Source organism: Pseudohalocynthiibacter sp. F2068 (assembly GCF_023015645.1).
Classification (GTDB): domain Bacteria; phylum Pseudomonadota; class Alphaproteobacteria; order Rhodobacterales; family Rhodobacteraceae; genus Pseudohalocynthiibacter; species Pseudohalocynthiibacter aestuariivivens.
The window spans coordinates 25,202-44,794 of record NZ_JALKAK010000006.1; the positions used below are offsets into that span (position 1 = coordinate 25,202).

17 protein-coding genes are annotated in these 19,593 nt (G+C 51.3%); 5 read left to right on the forward strand and 12 right to left on the reverse strand.

Going from position 1 to position 19,593, the window contains the following annotated elements:
- Window positions 1-8: 8 nt before the first annotated feature.
- The 3 genes from nhaA to MWU63_RS08720 form a co-directional block, all read right to left on the reverse strand.
- The gene (gene nhaA / locus MWU63_RS08710; RefSeq protein ID WP_246531581.1) at window positions 9-1,178 is read right to left on the reverse strand and encodes a Na+/H+ antiporter NhaA; all 1,170 of its coding nucleotides are present in this window, start codon (window positions 1,176-1,178) and stop codon (window positions 9-11) included.
- Window positions 1,179-1,259: 81 nt separating this feature from the next.
- Entirely contained in the window at window positions 1,260-1,883 is a 624-nt protein-coding gene (locus tag MWU63_RS08715; RefSeq protein ID WP_213887713.1) for a carbonic anhydrase, read from the reverse strand.
- Window positions 1,884-1,963: 80 nt separating this feature from the next.
- Window positions 1,964-2,230: a zf-TFIIB domain-containing protein gene (locus tag MWU63_RS08720; protein ID WP_348646225.1), complete on the reverse strand. Its 267-nt coding sequence runs from the start codon at window positions 2,228-2,230 to the stop codon at window positions 1,964-1,966.
- Between the two features lie 447 nt (window positions 2,231-2,677).
- Between MWU63_RS08720 and MWU63_RS08725 the strand changes: the two genes are divergently transcribed.
- The gene (locus MWU63_RS08725) at window positions 2,678-3,607 is read left to right on the forward strand and encodes a hydrogen peroxide-inducible genes activator (protein WP_213887710.1); all 930 of its coding nucleotides are present in this window, start codon (window positions 2,678-2,680) and stop codon (window positions 3,605-3,607) included.
- A gap of 205 nt (window positions 3,608-3,812) precedes the next feature.
- Here MWU63_RS08725 and MWU63_RS08730 read toward each other — a convergent pair whose 3' ends face one another.
- The 6 genes from MWU63_RS08730 to MWU63_RS08755 all read right to left on the reverse strand — a co-directional run bounded on the left by MWU63_RS08730 (window position 3,813) and on the right by MWU63_RS08755 (window position 11,000).
- Window positions 3,813-4,667, reverse strand: coding sequence for a hypothetical protein (locus MWU63_RS08730; protein WP_247077593.1), 855 nt, complete (start codon window positions 4,665-4,667; stop codon window positions 3,813-3,815).
- Window positions 4,668-5,016: 349 nt separating this feature from the next.
- Window positions 5,017-5,262: a MoaD/ThiS family protein gene (locus MWU63_RS08735; RefSeq protein WP_213887708.1), complete on the reverse strand. Its 246-nt coding sequence runs from the start codon at window positions 5,260-5,262 to the stop codon at window positions 5,017-5,019.
- Between the two features lie 4 nt (window positions 5,263-5,266).
- The gene (locus MWU63_RS08740) at window positions 5,267-7,507 is read right to left on the reverse strand and encodes a xanthine dehydrogenase family protein molybdopterin-binding subunit (RefSeq protein WP_213887707.1); all 2,241 of its coding nucleotides are present in this window, start codon (window positions 7,505-7,507) and stop codon (window positions 5,267-5,269) included.
- A gap of 1 nt (window position 7,508) precedes the next feature.
- Window positions 7,509-7,985, reverse strand: a complete 477-nt coding sequence (locus MWU63_RS08745; protein WP_213887706.1) for a (2Fe-2S)-binding protein — start codon at window positions 7,983-7,985, stop codon at window positions 7,509-7,511.
- On the reverse strand, window positions 7,982-8,845 hold the full coding sequence (locus MWU63_RS08750) for a xanthine dehydrogenase family protein subunit M (RefSeq protein WP_247077596.1): 864 nt from the start codon (window positions 8,843-8,845) through the stop codon (window positions 7,982-7,984). The genes MWU63_RS08745 and MWU63_RS08750 overlap by 4 nt, the downstream gene beginning before the upstream one ends.
- 274 nt (window positions 8,846-9,119) lie before the next feature.
- Window positions 9,120-11,000, reverse strand: coding sequence for a PhoX family phosphatase (locus MWU63_RS08755; protein ID WP_213887704.1), 1,881 nt, complete (start codon window positions 10,998-11,000; stop codon window positions 9,120-9,122).
- 235 nt (window positions 11,001-11,235) lie between these two features.
- Here MWU63_RS08755 and MWU63_RS08760 point away from each other — a divergent pair, with 235 nt between their 5' ends.
- The gene (locus tag MWU63_RS08760) at window positions 11,236-13,302 is read left to right on the forward strand and encodes a molybdopterin-dependent oxidoreductase (RefSeq protein ID WP_213887703.1); all 2,067 of its coding nucleotides are present in this window, start codon (window positions 11,236-11,238) and stop codon (window positions 13,300-13,302) included.
- On the opposite strand, the gene MWU63_RS08765 is transcribed toward MWU63_RS08760, so the two are convergent.
- Together MWU63_RS08765 and MWU63_RS08770 are read right to left on the reverse strand one after the other, a co-directional pair.
- Window positions 13,299-13,646, reverse strand: coding sequence for an antibiotic biosynthesis monooxygenase (locus MWU63_RS08765; RefSeq protein ID WP_213887702.1), 348 nt, complete (start codon window positions 13,644-13,646; stop codon window positions 13,299-13,301). The two genes, MWU63_RS08760 and MWU63_RS08765, sit on opposite strands and share 4 nt — an antisense overlap.
- 285 nt (window positions 13,647-13,931) lie before the next feature.
- The gene (locus MWU63_RS08770; protein ID WP_213887701.1) at window positions 13,932-14,654 is read right to left on the reverse strand and encodes a GNAT family protein; all 723 of its coding nucleotides are present in this window, start codon (window positions 14,652-14,654) and stop codon (window positions 13,932-13,934) included.
- Window positions 14,655-14,869: 215 nt separating this feature from the next.
- Here MWU63_RS08770 and MWU63_RS08775 point away from each other — a divergent pair, with 215 nt between their 5' ends.
- On the forward strand, window positions 14,870-16,204 hold the full coding sequence (locus tag MWU63_RS08775) for a PLP-dependent aminotransferase family protein (RefSeq protein ID WP_246531580.1): 1,335 nt from the start codon (window positions 14,870-14,872) through the stop codon (window positions 16,202-16,204).
- A gap of 14 nt (window positions 16,205-16,218) precedes the next feature.
- Here MWU63_RS08775 and MWU63_RS08780 read toward each other — a convergent pair whose 3' ends face one another.
- Entirely contained in the window at window positions 16,219-17,031 is an 813-nt protein-coding gene (locus MWU63_RS08780; RefSeq protein ID WP_213887699.1) for an SDR family NAD(P)-dependent oxidoreductase, read from the reverse strand.
- Between the two features lie 321 nt (window positions 17,032-17,352).
- Here MWU63_RS08780 and pcaF point away from each other — a divergent pair, with 321 nt between their 5' ends.
- Window positions 17,353-18,555, forward strand: a complete 1,203-nt coding sequence (gene pcaF, locus MWU63_RS08785) for a 3-oxoadipyl-CoA thiolase (RefSeq protein WP_213887698.1) — start codon at window positions 17,353-17,355, stop codon at window positions 18,553-18,555.
- A 15-nt stretch (window positions 18,556-18,570) separates the two neighbouring features.
- Window positions 18,571-19,575: a 1,2-phenylacetyl-CoA epoxidase subunit PaaA gene (gene paaA / locus MWU63_RS08790; protein ID WP_213887697.1), complete on the forward strand. Its 1,005-nt coding sequence runs from the start codon at window positions 18,571-18,573 to the stop codon at window positions 19,573-19,575.
- The last annotated feature ends 18 nt before the right edge of the window (window positions 19,576-19,593 follow it).

Here is a 19,593-nt window from a genome sequence, read left to right on the forward strand (position 1 = left end):
AGTAACGGTTAGGACTTCTGCATTTCGTAAGCTGGCTCTCGCCCTGCAATGTAAAGCACAAGCGCACCGGTTACCCCTGACAGGATCGAGCCCACTATAACGCCTATCCGAACAAGCGACTGGTGTTCCGCGTCAATAAAGGCGAGCGCGCCAATGAACAACGACATCGTAAAACCGATGCCCGACAAAAGGCTTACGCCGTAAAGCTGCAACATGCTCGCACTTCGCGGCGCTTCAGCGAGGCCAAATCTGATCGCAGCCCAAGCTGCCCCAAAAACACCAACTTGCTTACCAATGAAAAGCCCAAGAATGATCGCAAGCGTCAGCGGCTGAGTCAGAAGGTCAAAATTCAAACCCTCAAGCGGCACTCCGGCATTTGCAAATGCAAACAGAGGCATAACCATATATGTGACCCAGCCGTGCAATCCATGTTCAGCCGAAATCGCAGGCGATCTTCCTTTTTCGTCACGCTCTAAAGGAATGGCGAATCCGATTGCAACACCAGCCAGCGTTGCATGAACCCCAGAGTTCAGAACACAGACCCACAAGATCACACCCAGAAGAACGTAGGGGGTAAATCGCTTTACGCCGAAAAGGTTGAGCAAGATCAGAGCAAAGCCAACCAGGAACGCCAGGCTGAGAGCCATGATCGATAGCTTGCTCGTGTAGAACAGGGCTATAATTAAAATAGCTGCAAGATCATCGACGATAGCAAGCGCCAACAAAAATGTTTTTAGCTCGACAGGCACCCTGCTGCCAAACAAGCTGAGTACGCCCAACGCAAAGGCAATGTCTGTCGCGGCGGGTATCGCCCAACCGCGTGCCTCTACACTGCTCCAACCTACAACTGACAAAAACACCAGAGCCGGGATCGTTATACCACCAATTGCGCCATAAAATGGCAACGCCGCGCGCTTCCAGCTCGACAAAGACCCCTCAAGGATTTGGCACTTTATCTCTAAGGCAACAAACAGAAAGAACACCGCCATAAGGCCATCATTGATCCACAACAACAACGGCTTTGAAATGCCCGCATCCCCAACAGCTACGGTCACATTGGCATTTAAGAAAAGGTCGTAGAACGGACGCAAAAACGAAATGTTCTCGGACAAGAGGCCAAGAACGGCTGCGAATGCCAGTAAAAGCCCTGCTATTGCGTCCTTATTCAGATTTTTCATGTTCATTCCGTTTTGTCATAGGTGAAATTTATTTGTTCAGCTCATTGATCAATGAGCAGTACGAAAACCAATAATCGCGGCTCAGCGAAGGGGTAAAAAGCTCTTTGTCTCAGGATCGAGCGATGACAGTGTTCCCTCTGCCAAATCGTAGTGCCACCCGTGCAACGAAAGTGTTCCCGCGTTCACCCGGGTCTTTACCCAGGGATAGGTCATCAGATTCCGGAGCGAATGCGCAATTGCCTGACGTTCGCAGGTTGCATAACGCTCTTCGTCAGGCATCTCGCCCGAGGCACAAATATGTTCACGAACCGGTGCAGCTATTGTCATCCACCGATCGATAAAAGAGGTTTTATCATCGCTTGGCGACTTATCCATCAATGCGCGAATCCCGCCACAGTTCGCGTGTCCCAAAACGACAATATGCGAAACTTCCAGGCCGGTAACAGCGAATTCAAGCGCTGCACTCGTCCCATGAAATACACCTTCCTGTTCATAAGGTGGCGCGAGATTCGCAACGTTTCGTATTACGAAAAGATCACCGGGTGCCGCGTCAAAAACCGTTGTCGGGTCAACCCGGGAGTCGCAACAAGACAACAACGCAATGCGAGGCTTTTGCTCCATCGCGAGGGCTGCCAGTTTTTCTTTGTTTTCAATAAAATATCCATCGCGAAACCGCTGATATCCCTGTACTAGTCTTTCCGGCATTCAAAGCTCCTTACACATAAAAACTGCGGTTCCCTCCAAAACCGGAGGGCCGCTCAAATTTTCTGAAGTTGGTTTGCGAATTAGAAATCGAAGATTTCGCCTAGCAACGAACTCTTCCTTTTCTGTTTCTTGGGGTGACTGTATTTTTCTGCGTACCCCGGGTGCATGGAGCGGTGGCTTTCGTGTTGTTGGGTCACTGGCGCTGCTGAACGCTCGATAATCTTATCCAGCTCTCCGCGATCCAACCAAACACCCCGGCATGTTGGGCAATAGTCTATCTCAACACCGTTGCGATCGCTCATGATCAGGTCATTATTATCCACAGGGCATTTCATGTTTTTTTCCATTCTTTCGATAAGTTTGTTCGTTTGGTCTGACGCGAGGAGAAGTTCTAGGTGGCCCGCTGCAATTGGTTCTGAAGAAACGATTTTTGGTTCTTAAGTTTTCATAAAGTCACTCGGCGGGCGTAGCCGGCCATTTCGATATTCTACGAAGATTATCTTTTAACTTAAGGCGCCTCGCCTTTAACGCCCTCAATCGCAAGGCATTGGGAAGTGGCCGTTTCATTTCATCTTTGATTTGATCGTTCACCAGTTTTGCCCAACGCTTTAGCCCATTCATCCGGACTCTGAGTTGAATGCGTCTTTTTGACATTTTCAAATCCCCTTCTGTATCGCTGCTTGGGCGTTTCGTTAAGCCAAAACTGGGGTGGCCACACAACAAATTAAATATGGAAAACTATTATTTTGTGATAGTAATTACCTATCAAGAATTGCCCTACTCAGGAGCTCAAAATGGCGCAGACAAACCCAACGCTAAAACAATTTCGGTATCTCGTCGCTCTTGCGGACCAGAAACACTTTCGCCACGCGGCAGAATCTTGCGGCGTAAGCCAGCCAACATTGAGCGTTCAGATTCAGATATTGGAAGATGTGCTCGGCACCCGGCTGGTAGAACGCGCGCGTGGAACGGTCAATTTAACGCCCACCGGACGCGAGATTGTAGAGCGTGCCCGGCAGATATTGCTTGAAACGCAGGCTATATCCGATTTTGCTGCAATGGCAGAGCATGGTCTTGCCGGCACAATAAGACTTGGCGTGAAGGCTACGTTGGGGCCGTATCTTTTGCCACGGGTTGTTGCCGCACTTCACCGCGAGCATCCGGACGTAAAACTATACATACGCGAAGGTGTGCCAAACAAGCTGGAAGACGAACTGAGCACCGGCCTGCACGATCTGATCCTTGCTCAGCTGCCTGTTCATAAGTCCGATTTCGTCGTTCAGCGGCTGTTCCGAGAACCACTTTTTCTCGCCGTTTCTTCAGATCATGCCCTCGCGCGCAAGAGTGATGTTTCAGTACGCGACCTGAAAGGCTTACCCGTCCTTTCGCTCGCGCCAGATTATCACCTGCATGATCAGGTGCACGCCTTGTGCGAAGACTATGGTGCAGACCTTATCCGCGACTATGAGGGGACCAGCCTGGACGCCCTTCGTCAGATGGTGTCCATGAATATGGGAACAACTTTCTTACCGTCACTCTATGCGCAGTCAGAAGTATCAAATCTTGGCGATGTCGTAACGCTCCCTGTCAGAGATCGCAGTGTATCGCGTTCCATAGGTCTGGTCTGGAGAAAGGGTGCAGGGAAATCTGCGACATACGCAGATTTAGCCAGCTTCATTAAAAACATCGTTGGAAAAGATTTTGAAAACCTTATTCCTGAGTAGCATGTGTTGCGACCAAGCGGGAACGCAGGTCGTGGGCGCTATAGCGAGAGCAATGTTCCACTGCACGCCGCGCCTCAGAAGAAAAGCGATCATCCGTTAGAAAGGGCCAGAGGACTGCAATGAGCCCTTTGAGGACATACAAGAGCGTTATTACTAAGGAATGGCAAAAGGGACGCAGTCCCTCGATTTTCTGCTAACGTTCGACCTATTTAGATTTACCGACAACCTCATCGAGGATGCGTTTTGCCCCGTCTTCAAGTTCTTTGTGGCTGCAACCCTTGAAGATAAACCACTCAGCCGAATTCCAAGCGTTTGCGGTTTCTGTGTGCAACTCCAGTTCTTTGGCGTGCCATCGAGCAACCATTCGCCGGAACAGCAGCGATTTAGTGAAGTCGCCATACTCTTCTTGGAGGAAAGGAAAAAGCTTTTCCACCTGATCTATTCCGTGTTGGCCCTCTGTTTCTACGACACGGCAATATAACAGCTCCTCGGTTTCTGCACAGGCGCCAAATTTTCGGAAAATTGCGTCTATCACTTCAAGCTGTTTCACCTCGTGCATCAGGTCCCACCTGCGCAACAAACGGGTGTAGTAAGGAACGAATTCTATGTCGCAATTGGCTAGATAACTAATCAAAGGCTCGCAAAATTGCGTATATTCATCCTCCCACAAACCTTCCGCTGACCGTTTATAGCCCTTTATTTGCTCCAGAACTTCTTCTAGCCGTACAAACCAGTCTTTAATGTGCTGATGCAAATGCGGTGCTTTGAATGCGGATAGCCAAAAATCCAAGCGTTGGGCTTCCCAAGGATTGTATTCTCCTTCAGGGTATGCTGCTTGAGGGTATCCAACAGTTTCCGGCTCCATGGTGTTGCTGCCGCATTCAATTTCTATACTGAAGAAATAGATGCTTTTATCTTCGAGGCTTTCTACAATCTTTTCTAGCGCCTTGTAGAGATCAGCAAAGGTTTTCTCGATTTCTATTTCGGAATATAACTCCCTGCATGAAACGTGAATTTTCAATCGCATATCGCGCTTTATGTATTCACCTCGAATTGCCATTTCTTAACTCTGCTTACAACCTATTAGTGTGGTAGTGTTGCGAAGAGCTCAAGTCAATCTGTCTCGCCCAAGCCACTCAACTATTAAGCAGAGGAGAGATTCAGAGCGGCTTTGTGCTCATTATCGTCGGCTAAGATTTGGTTGTTTTATTTTGCCCACGACTGGGGTTTTCCTAATTTCTAATTTTTCTCTCTTGCGAGGTGCATTTTAGAAATACTCGGGTTTTACGTGGCTGCGGCGATCAGTTGAATCCACCCCGCATAGCGGACATTTTAGCGTTTGCAGGAATGTCAATTCCCAAGCGCCTGCGCGACCACAACTGCATACCTAACAATATCCCTCTTTGAGCTTAGCCCCCCACCATATAGGGCATTAGAACGATCTCGTTTTCATCGCTGATTTCAGTGAACCACGCTTCCCGGTAAATCACGCCATCAAGCGCCAGGGAAACTCCGCGTTTGATCTGTGGTTTCAGGGCTGGATACTTTGTCGAAAGCTGATCCAGCAATTGCTTGAAATTGCTGGCTTCAACCTCGACATATTCATTCCCGTCCGCCAGGGTCCGTAGTGATCCCCAAAGCTTGACTTTCACCATGTCTTCAGCGCTCCGACATCGCCTTAAGCAGTTTTGGCGGGGACATCGGAAGTTCCGTCATCCGAACCCCAGTGGCACGTGACACGGCATTTGAAATGGCTGCCAGTGGCGGCACAATCGAGGTTTCCCCAACACCGCGCACCCCATAAGGATGCCCCGGGTTCGGGATTTCCAGGATCACCGTGTCGATTGGTGGCAAGTCCGACGCCACGGGTATCCGATAGTCCAGAAAGCCCGGGTTTTGTAATCTGCCGTCTTCGCCATAGATATACTCTTCGTTCAGCGCCCAGCCGATACCTTGCACGGCACCGCCCTGCATCTGGCCTTCAACGTAGTCGGGATGCACCGCCTTACCAGCATCCTGAAACACCGTGTAACGCAGGATTTTAGTGGCACCTGTCTCCGGGTCCACCTCGGTATCAACAATGTGCACACCAAAGCTCACCCCGGCGCCATCCGCGTTGACCTCGTGATGCCCGGCAATTGGCCCGCCAGTATTGTCCGCAATCGCAGCAATTTCAGCGATTGTCATTGGCGGGAACTCCCCGGCATTCGGGCCAGATGGCTTCGCACAGCCGTCTTCCCAGACCACGGCCTCCTCATCAATGCCCCAGATCTTAGCGACGCGTGAGCACATTATTTTAATCGCTGCGCGCGCGGCTTCGATGGTAGCCAGACCAACCGCAAAAGTTACTCGGCTACCGTCAGTCACGTCGTTGTAGCCAAGCGAATTGGTGTCTGTAATGACGGTACGCACCTTTTCGTAGGGTATTCCCAGCTCTTCCGCCGCCATCATCGAAATCGAAGCGCGTGAACCGCCAATATCGGGGTTGCCTTCGACAACGCCCACTGTCCCGTCAGAATTCAGATTCAGCGAAACACAGGTATTGCCACCAAAATTGAACCAGAACCCGCAGGAAAGACCACGCCCCTGATTTTTTCCCAATGGGGCTGAGTAATGCGGATGCGTCTTTGCGGCCTCCAACGTTGCCACCAGACCAATATCATTAAACGTCGGCCCATAAGACGACAGCGTTCCTTTGCGTGCGGCATTTTTTAGCCGGGTTTCAAGCGGATCAAGCGAAAGTTCCTGACACAACTCGTCCACCACACTTTCGACAGCATAAATCGCCATCGGTGCACCCGGTGCACGATATGATATTTCTTTCGGCCGGTTTGTCATGACGTTCCAGCCAAGGGTTTGAACGGCTTCAAGATCATAGGCTGCGAAGGCCGCTTGCGAGCCAAATTCAACCGTACCGTTCGGGAACGCACCCCCCTGATAACGCAGCTTCGCCTGCCCTGCCGTAATACGCCCGTCTTTCGTCATTCCGATTTTCACGTCAATAGAGGATGAAACGGTTGGTCCAGAGGCGCGAAACACTTCTTCGCGGCTCATCACGAGTTTTACGGGTCGCCCGGCTTTGCGTGAAAGCGCGAGCGCTACAGGTTCGATAAAGACTGTTGTCTTGCCGCCAAAACCGCCACCGATTTCAGATGCCGTCACACGCAATTGACTGGCTTCGATACCCAAAATCTCTGCGCATTTGGTACGGACAAGGAACTGGCCCTGCGTGCAGCACCAAAGCTCCCCGCGACCATCTGTACCCAAAGACGCAAGACAGGCATGAGGTTCAATATAGCCCTGATGTGTCGCTGCCGTTTTGAAAGTGCGTTCGACGATCTTGTCTGCCTTGGCAAAACCAGCTTCCAGATCACCGTGACCAAACTCAAAATGGCTGGTAACGTTTTGCGACCAGCCTTCGTGTACGCTTTCATCCGCGCGGCCTTCTTGCACGATGGGAGCATCTGCTTTCATGGCCTCGTCAACGTCGGTCACATGCGACAGAATCTCATATTCAACCTTGATGAGCTTCAACGCTTCTTTGGCGACATGTTTATTTGTCGCGGCAACTGCTGCAACGGCATGGCCATCGTAAAGAACCTTTTCACGGGCCAAACAGTTGTCTCGGATATCAGCGAAATAATCATCTTCCGGGGTACTCAGGTCAGCCGTAGTGACAACCGCCTTGACCCCCTTAAGCGCCTCTGCTGCAGACGTATCGAGCGATACGATCCGCGCATGTGCATGTGGGCTGCGCAAGATGCGCCCGATCAGCATACCGGGTGCGGTGACGTCCGCCCCGTACATCGCTTTACCAGTGACCTTGTCTATCCCGTCAGGGCGTTGAACCCGTGTGCCGACAACCTTGAATTCGCGCTTGTTGCTTGTATCTAATGCCATATTAAACGCTCCTCATCTCAGCCGCAGCAATCTGTACTGCTTTGATAATCTTGTCGTATCCTGTGCAGCGACAAAGATTGCCAGCCAGCCAGTAACGGATTTCTTCATCGGTTGGTTCGGGGTTCTTTTCGAGCAGTGAACGCGCTGCAACCAGAATGCCTGGTGTGCAGACCCCGCATTGCAAAGCAGCTTTGTCAATAAACACCCGCTGCAGTGGATGCAGGTCATCGCCGTCGGCCATACCTTCGATGGTTTCAATCTCAGCACCTTCTGCTTCTGCACCAAGGACTAGGCAGGAACAAACCAGCCGACCGTTCAGTGTAACGCTACACGCCCCGCAGTCACCCGTTCCGCAGCCTTCTTTCGCACCAGTCAGCCCGAGCCGGTTGCGCAGAACATCAAGCAAGGTTTCGTCTGGTGTACAGATGAATTCAGCATCATCGCCGTTTATCGTTGTTGAAACATGGAAGTTTTTCATTTTTTGCCTCCGGCACGTTCATAGGCGATCAGGGCTGCGCGCTTGGCAAGAACACCCGCTGTTTTGGTTCTAAACTCGACGGTTCCGCGTTTGTCATCAATCGGACTACATGCTGCTTCAACAGCTTGAACCATCTTGGCAATTGCGGCGTCATCCAGTTTTGTCCCTTCAAGCGCTGCCCCTGCATCCTGAACAAGTAGAACGGTCGGGGCCACAGCACCAATTACAACGCGCGCAGCTGTACATGTGCCGTCACCATCAAGCTCGAGACTGACTGCCGCAGAGGATACGGCAATATCCATCTCTGTGCGTGGAATAAACCGCAGATAAGCGTCAGAGGCGCGCGCAGGTCGTGCAGGCAACAGGATCGATGTGATAAACTCTCCTTTGGCCAAGGACGTCTTCCCAGGACTCACTGGAATATCCGCTACGGGGCAATTCCGGAAACCTTCCGGACCAAAAATCCGCGCAGTCGCATTTGCGGCAATCATGCCCGGAACGCTGTCTGCAGCAGGGGACCCGTTGCACAGGTTCCCAGCCATGGTCGCCCTGCTCTGTACCTGTGTGGATCCAATCAGTTCAAACCCCTCAACAACCCCAGGCCACAATGCGCAAACCTCTTTGTGCTCGCCCAGTTCAGCACCCGAGACCGCAGCACCAACCCGAAAACCTCCGTCTTCGGGTGTAATGTCGCGCATTCCGTCAAGGTGCTTCATGTCGACAATCAGGTCAGGCTCGACAGCTTCTGACCTTAACTGAACAAGAACATCCGTTCCGCCAGCTAAAATTCGCGAAATGCCGGGTTCTCCGTTTAAGAGAGCAGCGGCAGTCTCAAGATTCTCAGCCTTCACATATCTCATTTGATTTTTCCACTTTGATATCGTGTGGTGAACAGGTCTTGTTTCATTGAATCCCCCGTCCCAAAAAACACATTTGAACTTCCAAAAGCCACAAGACCCTGCCTCAGTTCAAATCCATCGTCCAGTCAATAGTTTTAATATTTGAATTCTGAATAAACGATTCTGAAATGCTTGTCTGCGTGGACCATTAAATCTTGAACAGCATTTCGCAAAATAGCAAAATAAACGCCCCCGGACTTTGGGGTATCTGGAGGTGCTGTGACAGCTAGGAATTCTACCCTATCTGGCCACCGTCGTTCCGAGTTACCGCGACAATGCCCGACCGTGGCACAGTGTCTGCGCCATTGGGGAAATGGCTCCCGCCTTTTTCACCGGGGTGTTGGATACCCACAAAAAGTGTCTGGCGGTCAGAGGACCAGCACAAACCGGTGATTTCGCATTCTTTTGGACCGACCATGAAACGCCTGATTTCGCCCGTCGCAGTATCACCGACCAACATCTGGTTGTTGCCCATACCCGCAAAATCTCCGTCATTCGAATATTTGCCGTCGGTCTGAATCCAGAGCCGCCCTATAGTGTCAAAGCTCATTCCGTCAGGCGAATTGAACATGTTGCCTGAATTGATATTGGGAGAGCCGGCATAGGCATCGGTGTGCACATCCGGGTTTCCCGCCAGCGCAAAGAGGGACCATCTAAAGAGGGTTGAGGTGTGGTCCTCGTTTTCCGGCACCCAGCGGACGATCTGACCATACTGGTTTTCTGTACGTGGATTGGGGCCATTTACAGATGTTTCATCGCCTCCGTTATTTGGCTTCATTCCGCGGTTCTTATTGTTTGTCAGGGCAACATAGGCTTCTGTTTTCGTCGGATTAGCGGCCACCCATTCCGGGCGATCCATCGTTGTTGCACCAACAGCCGACGCGGCCTGACGGGTGAATACCCGGATTTCGGCATCGCTCATTCCTGTTGTTTCAGGCGTCAATGCGAGCCACTCACCGGTTAGATCATCATGAAACTTCGCCACAAAAAGCTGGCCGAAACTCAGCAAGTTGCGATTATCGCCCGTTGTGGAATGAACCTCGTCAGACACAAAACGATACAGAAATTCACCGCGTTCATCGTCGCCCATATAAACGACGGCCTGGCCATTGTTCGCTATTACGACTTCTGCGTTTTCATGTTTGAAACGCCCCAGTGCCGTGTGTTTTCTTGGTGTCGAGGTTGGATCAAATGGATTAATTTCAACGACATAGCCGGCACGATTGGGCTCGTTAGAATGCTTTGCAATATCAAAACGCTCGTCAATCCGCACCCAGCCATAGCCCCAATCCTTCAAATTGATCCCGTAACGTTGTTGCTGAGCAGTCCGTTCCAGATTTGGATCTGACGACGAAAAATAGCCGTTGAAGTTTTCTTCGCACGCCAGATAGGTGCCCCAAGGGGTTTCACCGTTCCCACAATTGTTCCACGTCCCAAAGGAACGTGTTCCAAATGGATCTGCAGCCGTTTTTAGTAAATCATGCCCGGCTGCCGGGCCAACAAGCTCCATCGCGGTTTGCGGTGTAATACGGCGATTGAGGTCACTGTCCAAAACGACGCGCCAATGTGCACCTTCCTTGACAACTTCAAAAATTGAAACACCATGTGCCATCAAGCCTTTTTCAACGTCATCGTCAGTTTGGGGTTTATTCTCAGGGCGGTTGCCCCACATAATTTTCCGGTTTGTATATTCATTATTCACAACCATGATGTTTCGGCCATCTCTGGCAAAGAACGACATACCGTCATTGTTATCGCCAAATGCGCTCTTCTGACTTGACGCTGTACCGCGTGTCGCCTCGTCAAATTCAGGAGCGTCAGACCATAGCGGATCACCCCACTGAACGAGCACTTCCCAATCAAATCCTTCGGGAACGGTAACGGTATCATCAGTGTTTGCAGCGACCTGGGCAAAGCCAAACCGGTCCTCTGCTGCATTTGCCGGGTGTATGGATGTTGTCCCAACAAGAAAACTTCCGAGACCGAATGTCATCACCCCGCCAAGGAAACCCCGGCGCGAGAACGCCTGATCAACCACCTTGTCAAAGCCAGTCATTTCCGGACGTGGATCGTTCGCTTCGTCAAATTCATCAAAAGATAGTTCGTCTTTTGTCATTGAGATTCTCTTTAAACTGAACGCTTAGATCTGAGTAACAGACATCAAGAATCTAAGAAACTCTGGCAAATACTATACTAAGGCTTCGTGTCAGCTCTTTGAAAACTGCTGCTCAGAAAATTTATTGACGGAATCTCGCTATAAAATTGGTATGTTCATTATTAACAGTTTTGGACATTCTCAAGTGACATATCGCTGGGGTATTCTTTAACAAAGAATGTGACAGGAGATTTCTATGAACCAGCATGTTGGTAAACAAACCCTTCCCAGCGTTTGCCCGCTGGACTGCCCTGACACCTGCAGCCTGAGCGCCTTTGTCCAAGACGGAAAGTTAGTTGATGTAAAGGGCTCTCATGCCAACCCCTATACCGACGGTGTGATCTGCAACAAGGTTGCGCGCTACTACCCAGAATTTGTGCATGGGAAAAATCGTCTAACGCACCCGCTTCGCAGAACCGGGCCGCGCGGGTCGGGCACGTATACCCGAATAACCTGGGAGGAAGCTTTGGATCTGGTTTCTGAGGGCTTTTCGAAAGCGATAAAAACACATGGTCCACAATCTGTGATGCCCTTCAACTATGCCGGCCCTCATGGTGAATTGGCTGGTGGGTCTATGGACCGGCGCTTTTTTCACAAAATGGGTGCAACCCTTCTTAATCGCGGACCACTTTGTGGCGCCGTACGTGGCACGGCCTATACAAGCCTTTTTGGCGCAGCACCCGGAATGCCACCTGAACAGGCGGTGCACTCTGACCTGATTATTGTCTGGGGCAACAACGTCACTGTGTCGAACCTGCATTTGATGCGAGTCCTTAAAGACGCCCGTGCAAAGGGTGCGAAATTGGTCATCGTGGACCCGAAACGGATCAAGGTCGCGGAGCAGTGCGATTTGTTTGTTCAGATACACCCCGGAACAGACGTGATACTTGCAATGGCGCTGGCCGCAGAACTTGAACGCCGTGATGCGCTTGATATGGCGTTTATAGAAAACTGGACGGTTGGGTTTGAACCTTTCATGGCTCAGGCGCGCCGGTATTCGGTTGACGATGTGGTTTCCGAATGCGGAATTCCCGAAGCGCAGTTTCTTGAAATTGCCGATCTGTTTGAAAGCTCAAATAATATCGCCGCCTCTTTTGGAAACGGCATTGAACGCGGTCGCAGTGGTGGGTCTGGCTTGCGTGCGGCAATGGCGTTGCAGGCCCTTACCGGCAATCACGGACGTCTGGGTGCAGGAGTGATCGCTAAATCGGGCCTTTCTGCGCCCAAGACCCAGGCCCGGCTACACAGCAATGACCTGATCCCCAACGGCACGAGAACATTCAATATCGTCGACGTCGCTGAAAAGCTGCTTGATAAAACGCTGGACCCGCCCGTTATGGCCACAATGATCTACAACCATAACCCTGTTGCAACGCACCCCGATCAGGTGAATCTGATCAAGGCGCTGATGCGTGATGACCTGTTCATCGTTGGGTCTGACATTGTGATGACAGACAGCATGGCCTTTGCTGATGTCATCCTGCCTGCGGCAAGCCACTTTGAATATGACGACATCTATGGGGCTTATGGCCAAAACTATGTTCAGCGCGCCGCACCCGTTATTCCTTGTGTTGGTGAAAGCCTGCCAAACACCGAAATCTTTCGGCGCCTTGCGGCACGCTGTGGCTATGACGGCGCAATTTTCACAGCCAGCGACGAACAGCTTATGGATGACGCAATGGACGGGGCAGATCCTCGATTTAACGATGTTCAACCAAGCCAGATTGCAATGGATAGCTCGCTTGAAATGAACGGGCCTGACGGACATGAACTAATCATGTGCAAGACCGTGATACCGGCAACAAAATCAGGTAAGATCGAACTTTTCTCTGACGACCTTCAAACGAGGTTTGGATATGGTGTTCCAAGATACGAACCCGTACCACAGGATCAGCCATTGACCCTGATCACACCGTCTTCTTCCAAGCGTACCAATGCAACATTTGGCGGTTGTGAAGCTTCAGATTGCATTGAGATCGTTGAAATGAATCCGACAGATGCAGAGGCGCGTGGATTGGTTGACGCTGATAAGGTCACTGTTTGGAACGACCGCGCAGAAGTTACGCTTCGGTTGGTCGTCACAGACGCGACCAGAAAGGGCGTGCTTTATTCTCCAAAGGGTACATGGCTAAATACAAGTGATACTGGACTGACGGCGAACGCCCTAATCCCGTCAGATATCCGCACCGATATCGAAGACGGTGCTTGCTACAATGAAACCTTCGTGGACGTCAGAAAGAGCTACAAAATCGGTCAGCCTTAACCTGCGTGTCTGGCATTGCTGTCATTTGGGGCGTCTTCACGGTCAAACATACCGTAGTCGCGGATGACGCTGGCGACACGTAGTTTATAGTCGGAAAATATTCCTGCACGGCCTTTGCCTTGCGCATCGCGGTGTTTGGTCAGGTTACGCCAGTCCTGCACGGCCTGTTCGTCGCGATAAAGCGAAAGCGAAAGGATTTTTTGCGGATTGGTCAGGCTTTGAAAGCGTTCGACAGAAATGAAACCATCAACCTGCGCAAGCAGTGGGCGCAACTCCGCTGCGATATCCAGATAGTCCTGTTTACGCCCTTCAGCGATCTTCACCTCGAATATAACAGCGATCATGTGCTTTCCCTTTATCGGAACGGTTTGTGCAATCCGGCAACGCCTCCGATACCTATGCTGCGTTTGGGGCAAGGTTCCAGAGGATAAGACTAACTGTAACCACTATTTGATTGCGTTCATGAAATTCTTAAAGAGCGTTTCTGCATTTAGCATGAAGTCATCCAAATTGGCTTTCACATCCAGCACCATCTCGTCAACCACAGCCTTGTTGTGCGTTTGAACAAGGGCGTCGTAGTGGGCAGTTCTCTACTAGGGCTACGCCCAAGAAGAAAAATTCTTTGCCACTCAGGCAGTTTTCCGCATTTCCACAATCAGATCAGCAAGCCTACGCTTTTGGTGGCCCTCCGCGTCAAAATTCTTTGGGTCCAACCAAGTCTCATAGGCCTGTTCAAGATGTGGCCAGTCCCGGTCGAGTATTGAGTACCAAGCCGTATCGCGATTGCGGCCCTTGTAAATCAACGCCTGCTCAAACAGCCCATCATAAGAGAAACCAAACCTTTCAGCGGCTCGGCGAGACGGGGCATTCAGCGCGTCACATTTCCATTCGTACCGACGGTATCCAAGTTCATTGAAAACACGGCGCATCATCAGGTACATCGCCTCTGTAGCAATGGGGGTTTTCTGCAGCTGCGGTGAAAACGCGATGAAGCCTACTTCAATCACCCCATATTGCGGTACAATCCGCAGATAGGATGCAAATCCAACAGCCCGGTCCGCCGCACGATCCACAATTGCATAGAATAAGGGATCTTCGCTTTTACAGGCGGTATCCATCCATTTTTCAAAGGCACCAAGAGTCTCGAACGGGCCGACGGGCATATACGTCCATAGACCTTCGTTGCGACCCGTATTGAACGCTTCGTACAAAGCCGTAGTGTGTTGCGATGTCAGCGGCTCCACCCGGCAGTAACTGCCTTCAGTTGGCGCGTGTGGTGGTGTCTTTTTTGCTGACCAGCCCGGCACATCATCACCAATTGGTTGGCCAATTTCATTCACGCGCCGCGACATTATCTTTCCCTTTGTTTAACGAAATTAGAGACTGACCTCTGATACCACGTCAAAAGTGTATCTGCCGATGTATTGACCCATATTGCGGCATTCCCGGTTCGCCGTTAACCTCCAAAAATGGAAAATTTTAGCAGACCAATTATATGAAACACCAACCATGGATGGGCTTTTCCATCAACAGATCTTCTTCTGTTCCAGTATTTGAACAAATTTGCATGGCTATTCGAAAACAGGCCGTGTCCGGTGATCTGGCTCAGGGCAAAAAGTTACCCCCTACCCGCGTTTTCGCGACAGAGCTCGGTGTGTCGCGCTCAACAATTGTTACGGCCTATGAACAACTTGTGGCCGAAGGGTATCTTCAAAGCATACCGGGATCGGGATACACCGTTTGCCCCATTGGTTCTGTCGAGCTTAATGTTTCGGACCACCCTGCCCTTAGCAAACAGCCAGCCGAAACAATTGCTTCGCCTAAGCCATTTCAAGCTGGCCAGCCGGACATGCGTCTGTTCCCGCACCTCCAGTGGGCCAAAACGATTTCCCGCGTTTGCCGCACAAATCCTCAAAGCATGCTGATTGGCAATACAGTTCAGGGGAGTTTTGCACTACGAACGGCTGTCGCCAATCACGTTTCGGATTGGCGCGGGATAGCCGCCTCACCTGACCAGATATTCATCACGGCCGGGTCCGGCGATGCCCTGGAGCTTTGCATCAGAACCCTGTCACAACCGGATGACACGATCGGGCTTGAAGACCCCGGATATTTGCCATTGCAAAGCTTTGTCTCGGTACTTGGGCTTAACCCTGCATACCTCAGCATCGACAAAAACGGCGCGAGCCTCTCAAGCGCAAACAAGAACTGCCAACTCATGGTTCTGACGCCCTCGCATCAGTACCCTCTTGGTGGGGCAATGTCCCCCAGCCGACGGCTTGAATTTATTCAATGGGCAGAGACACACAACGGCTGGATTATTGAAGACGATTACGACAGTGAATTTCGCTATGCAGGCCGCCCCATTCCCGCAATGGCAGGCTTTGATAACTTAAGCCGGACGATTTACATTGGCAGTTTCTCAAAGATTTTTTCAAACAGCCTGCGGTTGGGATACGTAATACTGCCGAGCCCGCTGGTTGGCGCATTCAAAGAAACGCTCAACCGTTTTGGCGTCAGGGCATCCTATATGCCGCAACAAGCCCTCGCAGAATTTATCGAAACTGGTGAGTTTTACCGCCACCTCAGGCGCATGCGGCGTGTGTATGGAGAGCGAAGGAACTTTCTCCTAGACAGGCTTTCTCTTTCTTTTTCTGACCATGGCTCTTTCGAAGATCATCAGGCGGGCATGCAAATCGCTTTTCATTTGAAAAAAACCGGCAATGATGTAGAGGTGTCAAACCGCGCGAATGCTGAAGGTTTAACAACACAGCCCCTGTCCAAGTTCGGTTCAGGCAACTCGGCGCTCAATGGCCTGCTTTTGGGCTTTTGCGGTTTCACAGAGGCTGAACTGGAAGAAGGCCTGCAAACCCTTGAGCGTGTTCTTAAGAGGGGCTGTTAACCTTCGTCAATCTATCAGGAACGCGAAAAAACTCGATGCCCGACTGTCGAGAGAGAGGCACGCGACGGATAATCAGTAATCGTTAGTCCACCATCGACAACCAATGTTTGCCCGGTGATGAATGAAGCGTCATCCGATGCCAGAAAAGCCGCGACATTGGCAATCTCTTCAATCGTTCCCATACGGTTCAACAGCGATGGCGGCATATCCCATTCTCCGGTTTCGCTTCCCTGCGCTGCCAGCGTCTGCTCAGGGCTTGTTTCTATCCAGCCTGGGCTAATGCAATTGACCCGCGTACCAAACTGCGCCGCTTCTGCAGCAAACGATCGTGTCATCCCTTCAACGCCCGCTTTCGCTGCGCCGTACAAGCCCCAATTCCCATGCAGGGTTGCGGTGGAGGAAATGTTGACAATTGCACTGCCTGGGTTTTTCGAGAGATGCGGTAATGCGTGAGCACTTACAAAGTAACATGAATCAAGATTCGCTCCGCGAAAGAATGCCCACCTCTTTCCCGGTGAATCATCCGGAGTGATCCCACAATTCTGGCTGCCGCAGCCTGCGTTGTTCACAACGACATCGATGTGTCCGTATTTTGCAAGAACTGCTGCGATCATGCCTTCAACTGCTTTCTCGTCAGAAACATCTGTTTTGAAAAAATCGGCCGTAAACCCTTCGGCTGCGAAGGCTTCAACTACTTTCTCAGAACGTTCCTGACCACGTGCGACAATGGCAATTTTTGCACCTTCGCCTGCAAACTTGCGCGCTATCGCATTTCCGATTCCAAAGTTGGCACCGGTTACAAGAACAATTTTGTCGTTAAACCTCATGATACGCCCCTCCGATGAATGAATTTCGCTTTAGACTAAGATGCAAAAGTCATTCGGTGGCAAATCTTGATTTTCGGGCTTTGCTATTTCTGCGGATTCTTTTCGTCACATTCTGCGTCTCTTGAGTGTACACCTGGCTGGCTGAAAGAATGGTAAGATTGGCTTTTGGGGACCCGAAACCCAAAGTTTTCTTTATGTTACTAATAATTAATAAATTTTGTTTTTTGGTAACATTAATTATTGCGGCGAGTCGGTTTTTCTTGTATTACCGACCAAACGGTCGGCGTATTATGTGACAAAAGTAAAGGGAGACCACGGTCTATGACTGCATTCATCTGCGATGCCATCCGAACACCAATCGGACGATACGGCGGCGTACTTTCTTCGATTCGAGCAGACGATCTGGCGGCAGTGCCAATTTCTGCATTGAAGGGCCGCAACCCAGAGGTGGATTGGGCCAGCATAGACGATGTGATCTTTGGGTCGGCCAATCAGGCTGGCGAAGATAACCGTAATGTTGCGCGTATGGCATCACTGCTTGCAGGCCTGCCTATTGAAGTTCCGGGAACAACCATAAACCGCCTATGTGCCTCTGGTATGGATGCGGTTGGAATGGCTTCGCGCGGAATAAAATCGGGTGACTATGAACTCGCTATTGCCGGTGGCGTCGAAAGTATGAGCCGCGCGCCCTTTGTAATGCCGAAGGCGGAAACCGCGTTCAGCCGAGCGAACGTAGTTCATGACACCACGATTGGCTGGCGATTTATTAACCCAAAAATGAAAGCCGCCTATGGCGTTGATTCCATGCCACAAACGGCTGACAATGTCGCCGCGGATTACAACATAAGCCGTGAAGATCAGGACGCTTTTGCCGCCCGGTCGCAAGCGCGCTGGGCTGCGGCGCATGAAGCAGGTATTTTCGCTGAAGAGATTGTACCGGTTGAGGTTCCTCAACGCCGGGGTGATCCGATTGTTGTTGATACCGACGAACATCCCCGCCCCGGAACGGATGCAGCGAAGCTTTCCAAACTGCGCGGGGTAAATGGCCCGGACCTGAGCGTGACAGCCGGGAATGCATCCGGCGTAAACGACGGAGCGGCTGCACTATTGCTCGCCTCCGAATATGCGGCTGTGCAAAACGGCCTGATCCCAATGGCGCGTGTTGTTGGCATGGCTGCTGCAGGTGTCGCGCCGCGTATAATGGGAATTGGCCCGGTTCCTGCCACACGTAAAGTCCTGGCGAAAACGGGCCTCTCACTCAAAGACATGGATGTGATAGAATTGAACGAAGCATTCGCCAGCCAGGGGCTCGCCACGTTGCGCAAACTGGGCCTGCCGGATGATGCCGTGCACGTAAATGCAAATGGCGGTGCGATAGCAATGGGCCACCCCCTGGGAATGTCCGGCGCGCGTCTTGTTCTGACCGCTGCCTATCAGTTGAAACGAACAGGTGGGCGCTATGCGCTATGCACCATGTGTGTGGGTGTCGGGCAGGGCACGGCAATCATCATCGAACGAATTTGATCGGAGGAAACCGCAATGTACGCTCAAATGATCAAGACCGCCGGGACCGGCGTTAAATCTCCGGAAGAAATGACGGATCAGGAACGCGCCTTCCAGGCCCGGATCGATGCTGATGAAAAAATCGAACCCAAAGACTGGATGCCCGACGACTACCGCGCCACGCTGATCCGGCAGATCGGCCAGCACGCGCACAGCGAAATCGTGGGGCAGCTTCCTGAAGGCAACTGGATCACACGTGCGCCAACGCTGGAACGCAAGGCGATCCTGCTTGCCAAAGTACAGGACGAAGCCGGCCACGGTCTTTACCTCTACTGCGCGGCAGAAACGTTAGGTATCAGCCGGGATGAGCTGACCGAAGACCTGCTTTCCGGCAAAATGAAATATTCTTCAATCTTCAATTACCCAACGCTGAACTGGGCTGATATGGGTGCTGTTGGCTGGTTGGTTGATGGGGCAGCAATTATGAATCAGGTGCCGCTGCAACGCACTTCTTTCGGCCCTTATTCCCGCGCGATGGTCCGTATCTGTAAGGAAGAAAGCTTTCACCAGCGCCAAGGCTACGACATCATGATGAAGATGTGCCAAGGCACTGAAGAACAAAAGCAAATGGCTCAGGACGCGATGAACCGCACCTGGTTCCCTGCCTTAATGATGTTCGGCCCCTCTGACAAAGATTCAGTCCACTCAACCCAGTCAATGGCATGGAAAATCAAGATCAACACAAATGACGAGTTGCGGCAAAAATTCGTCGATCAGACGGTGCCTCAGGCTGAATATCTTGGCCTTACGATCCCGGATGAAAACGTAAAGCTGAACAAAAAAACGGGCCACTATGATTACTCCGAACCCGATTGGTCAGAGTTTTTTGAGGTGATCAAAGGCAATGGCCCCTGCAACACCGAGCGCCTTAATGCCCGAAACAAGGCGTGGGACGACGGAAAATGGGTGCGTGACGGCCTGCTGGCCCATGCCCGCAAAAAAGCTGCGCGCAAAGCATCAGCCAAAACTGCCGCCGAATAATCCGCGCGAAACGAAAAG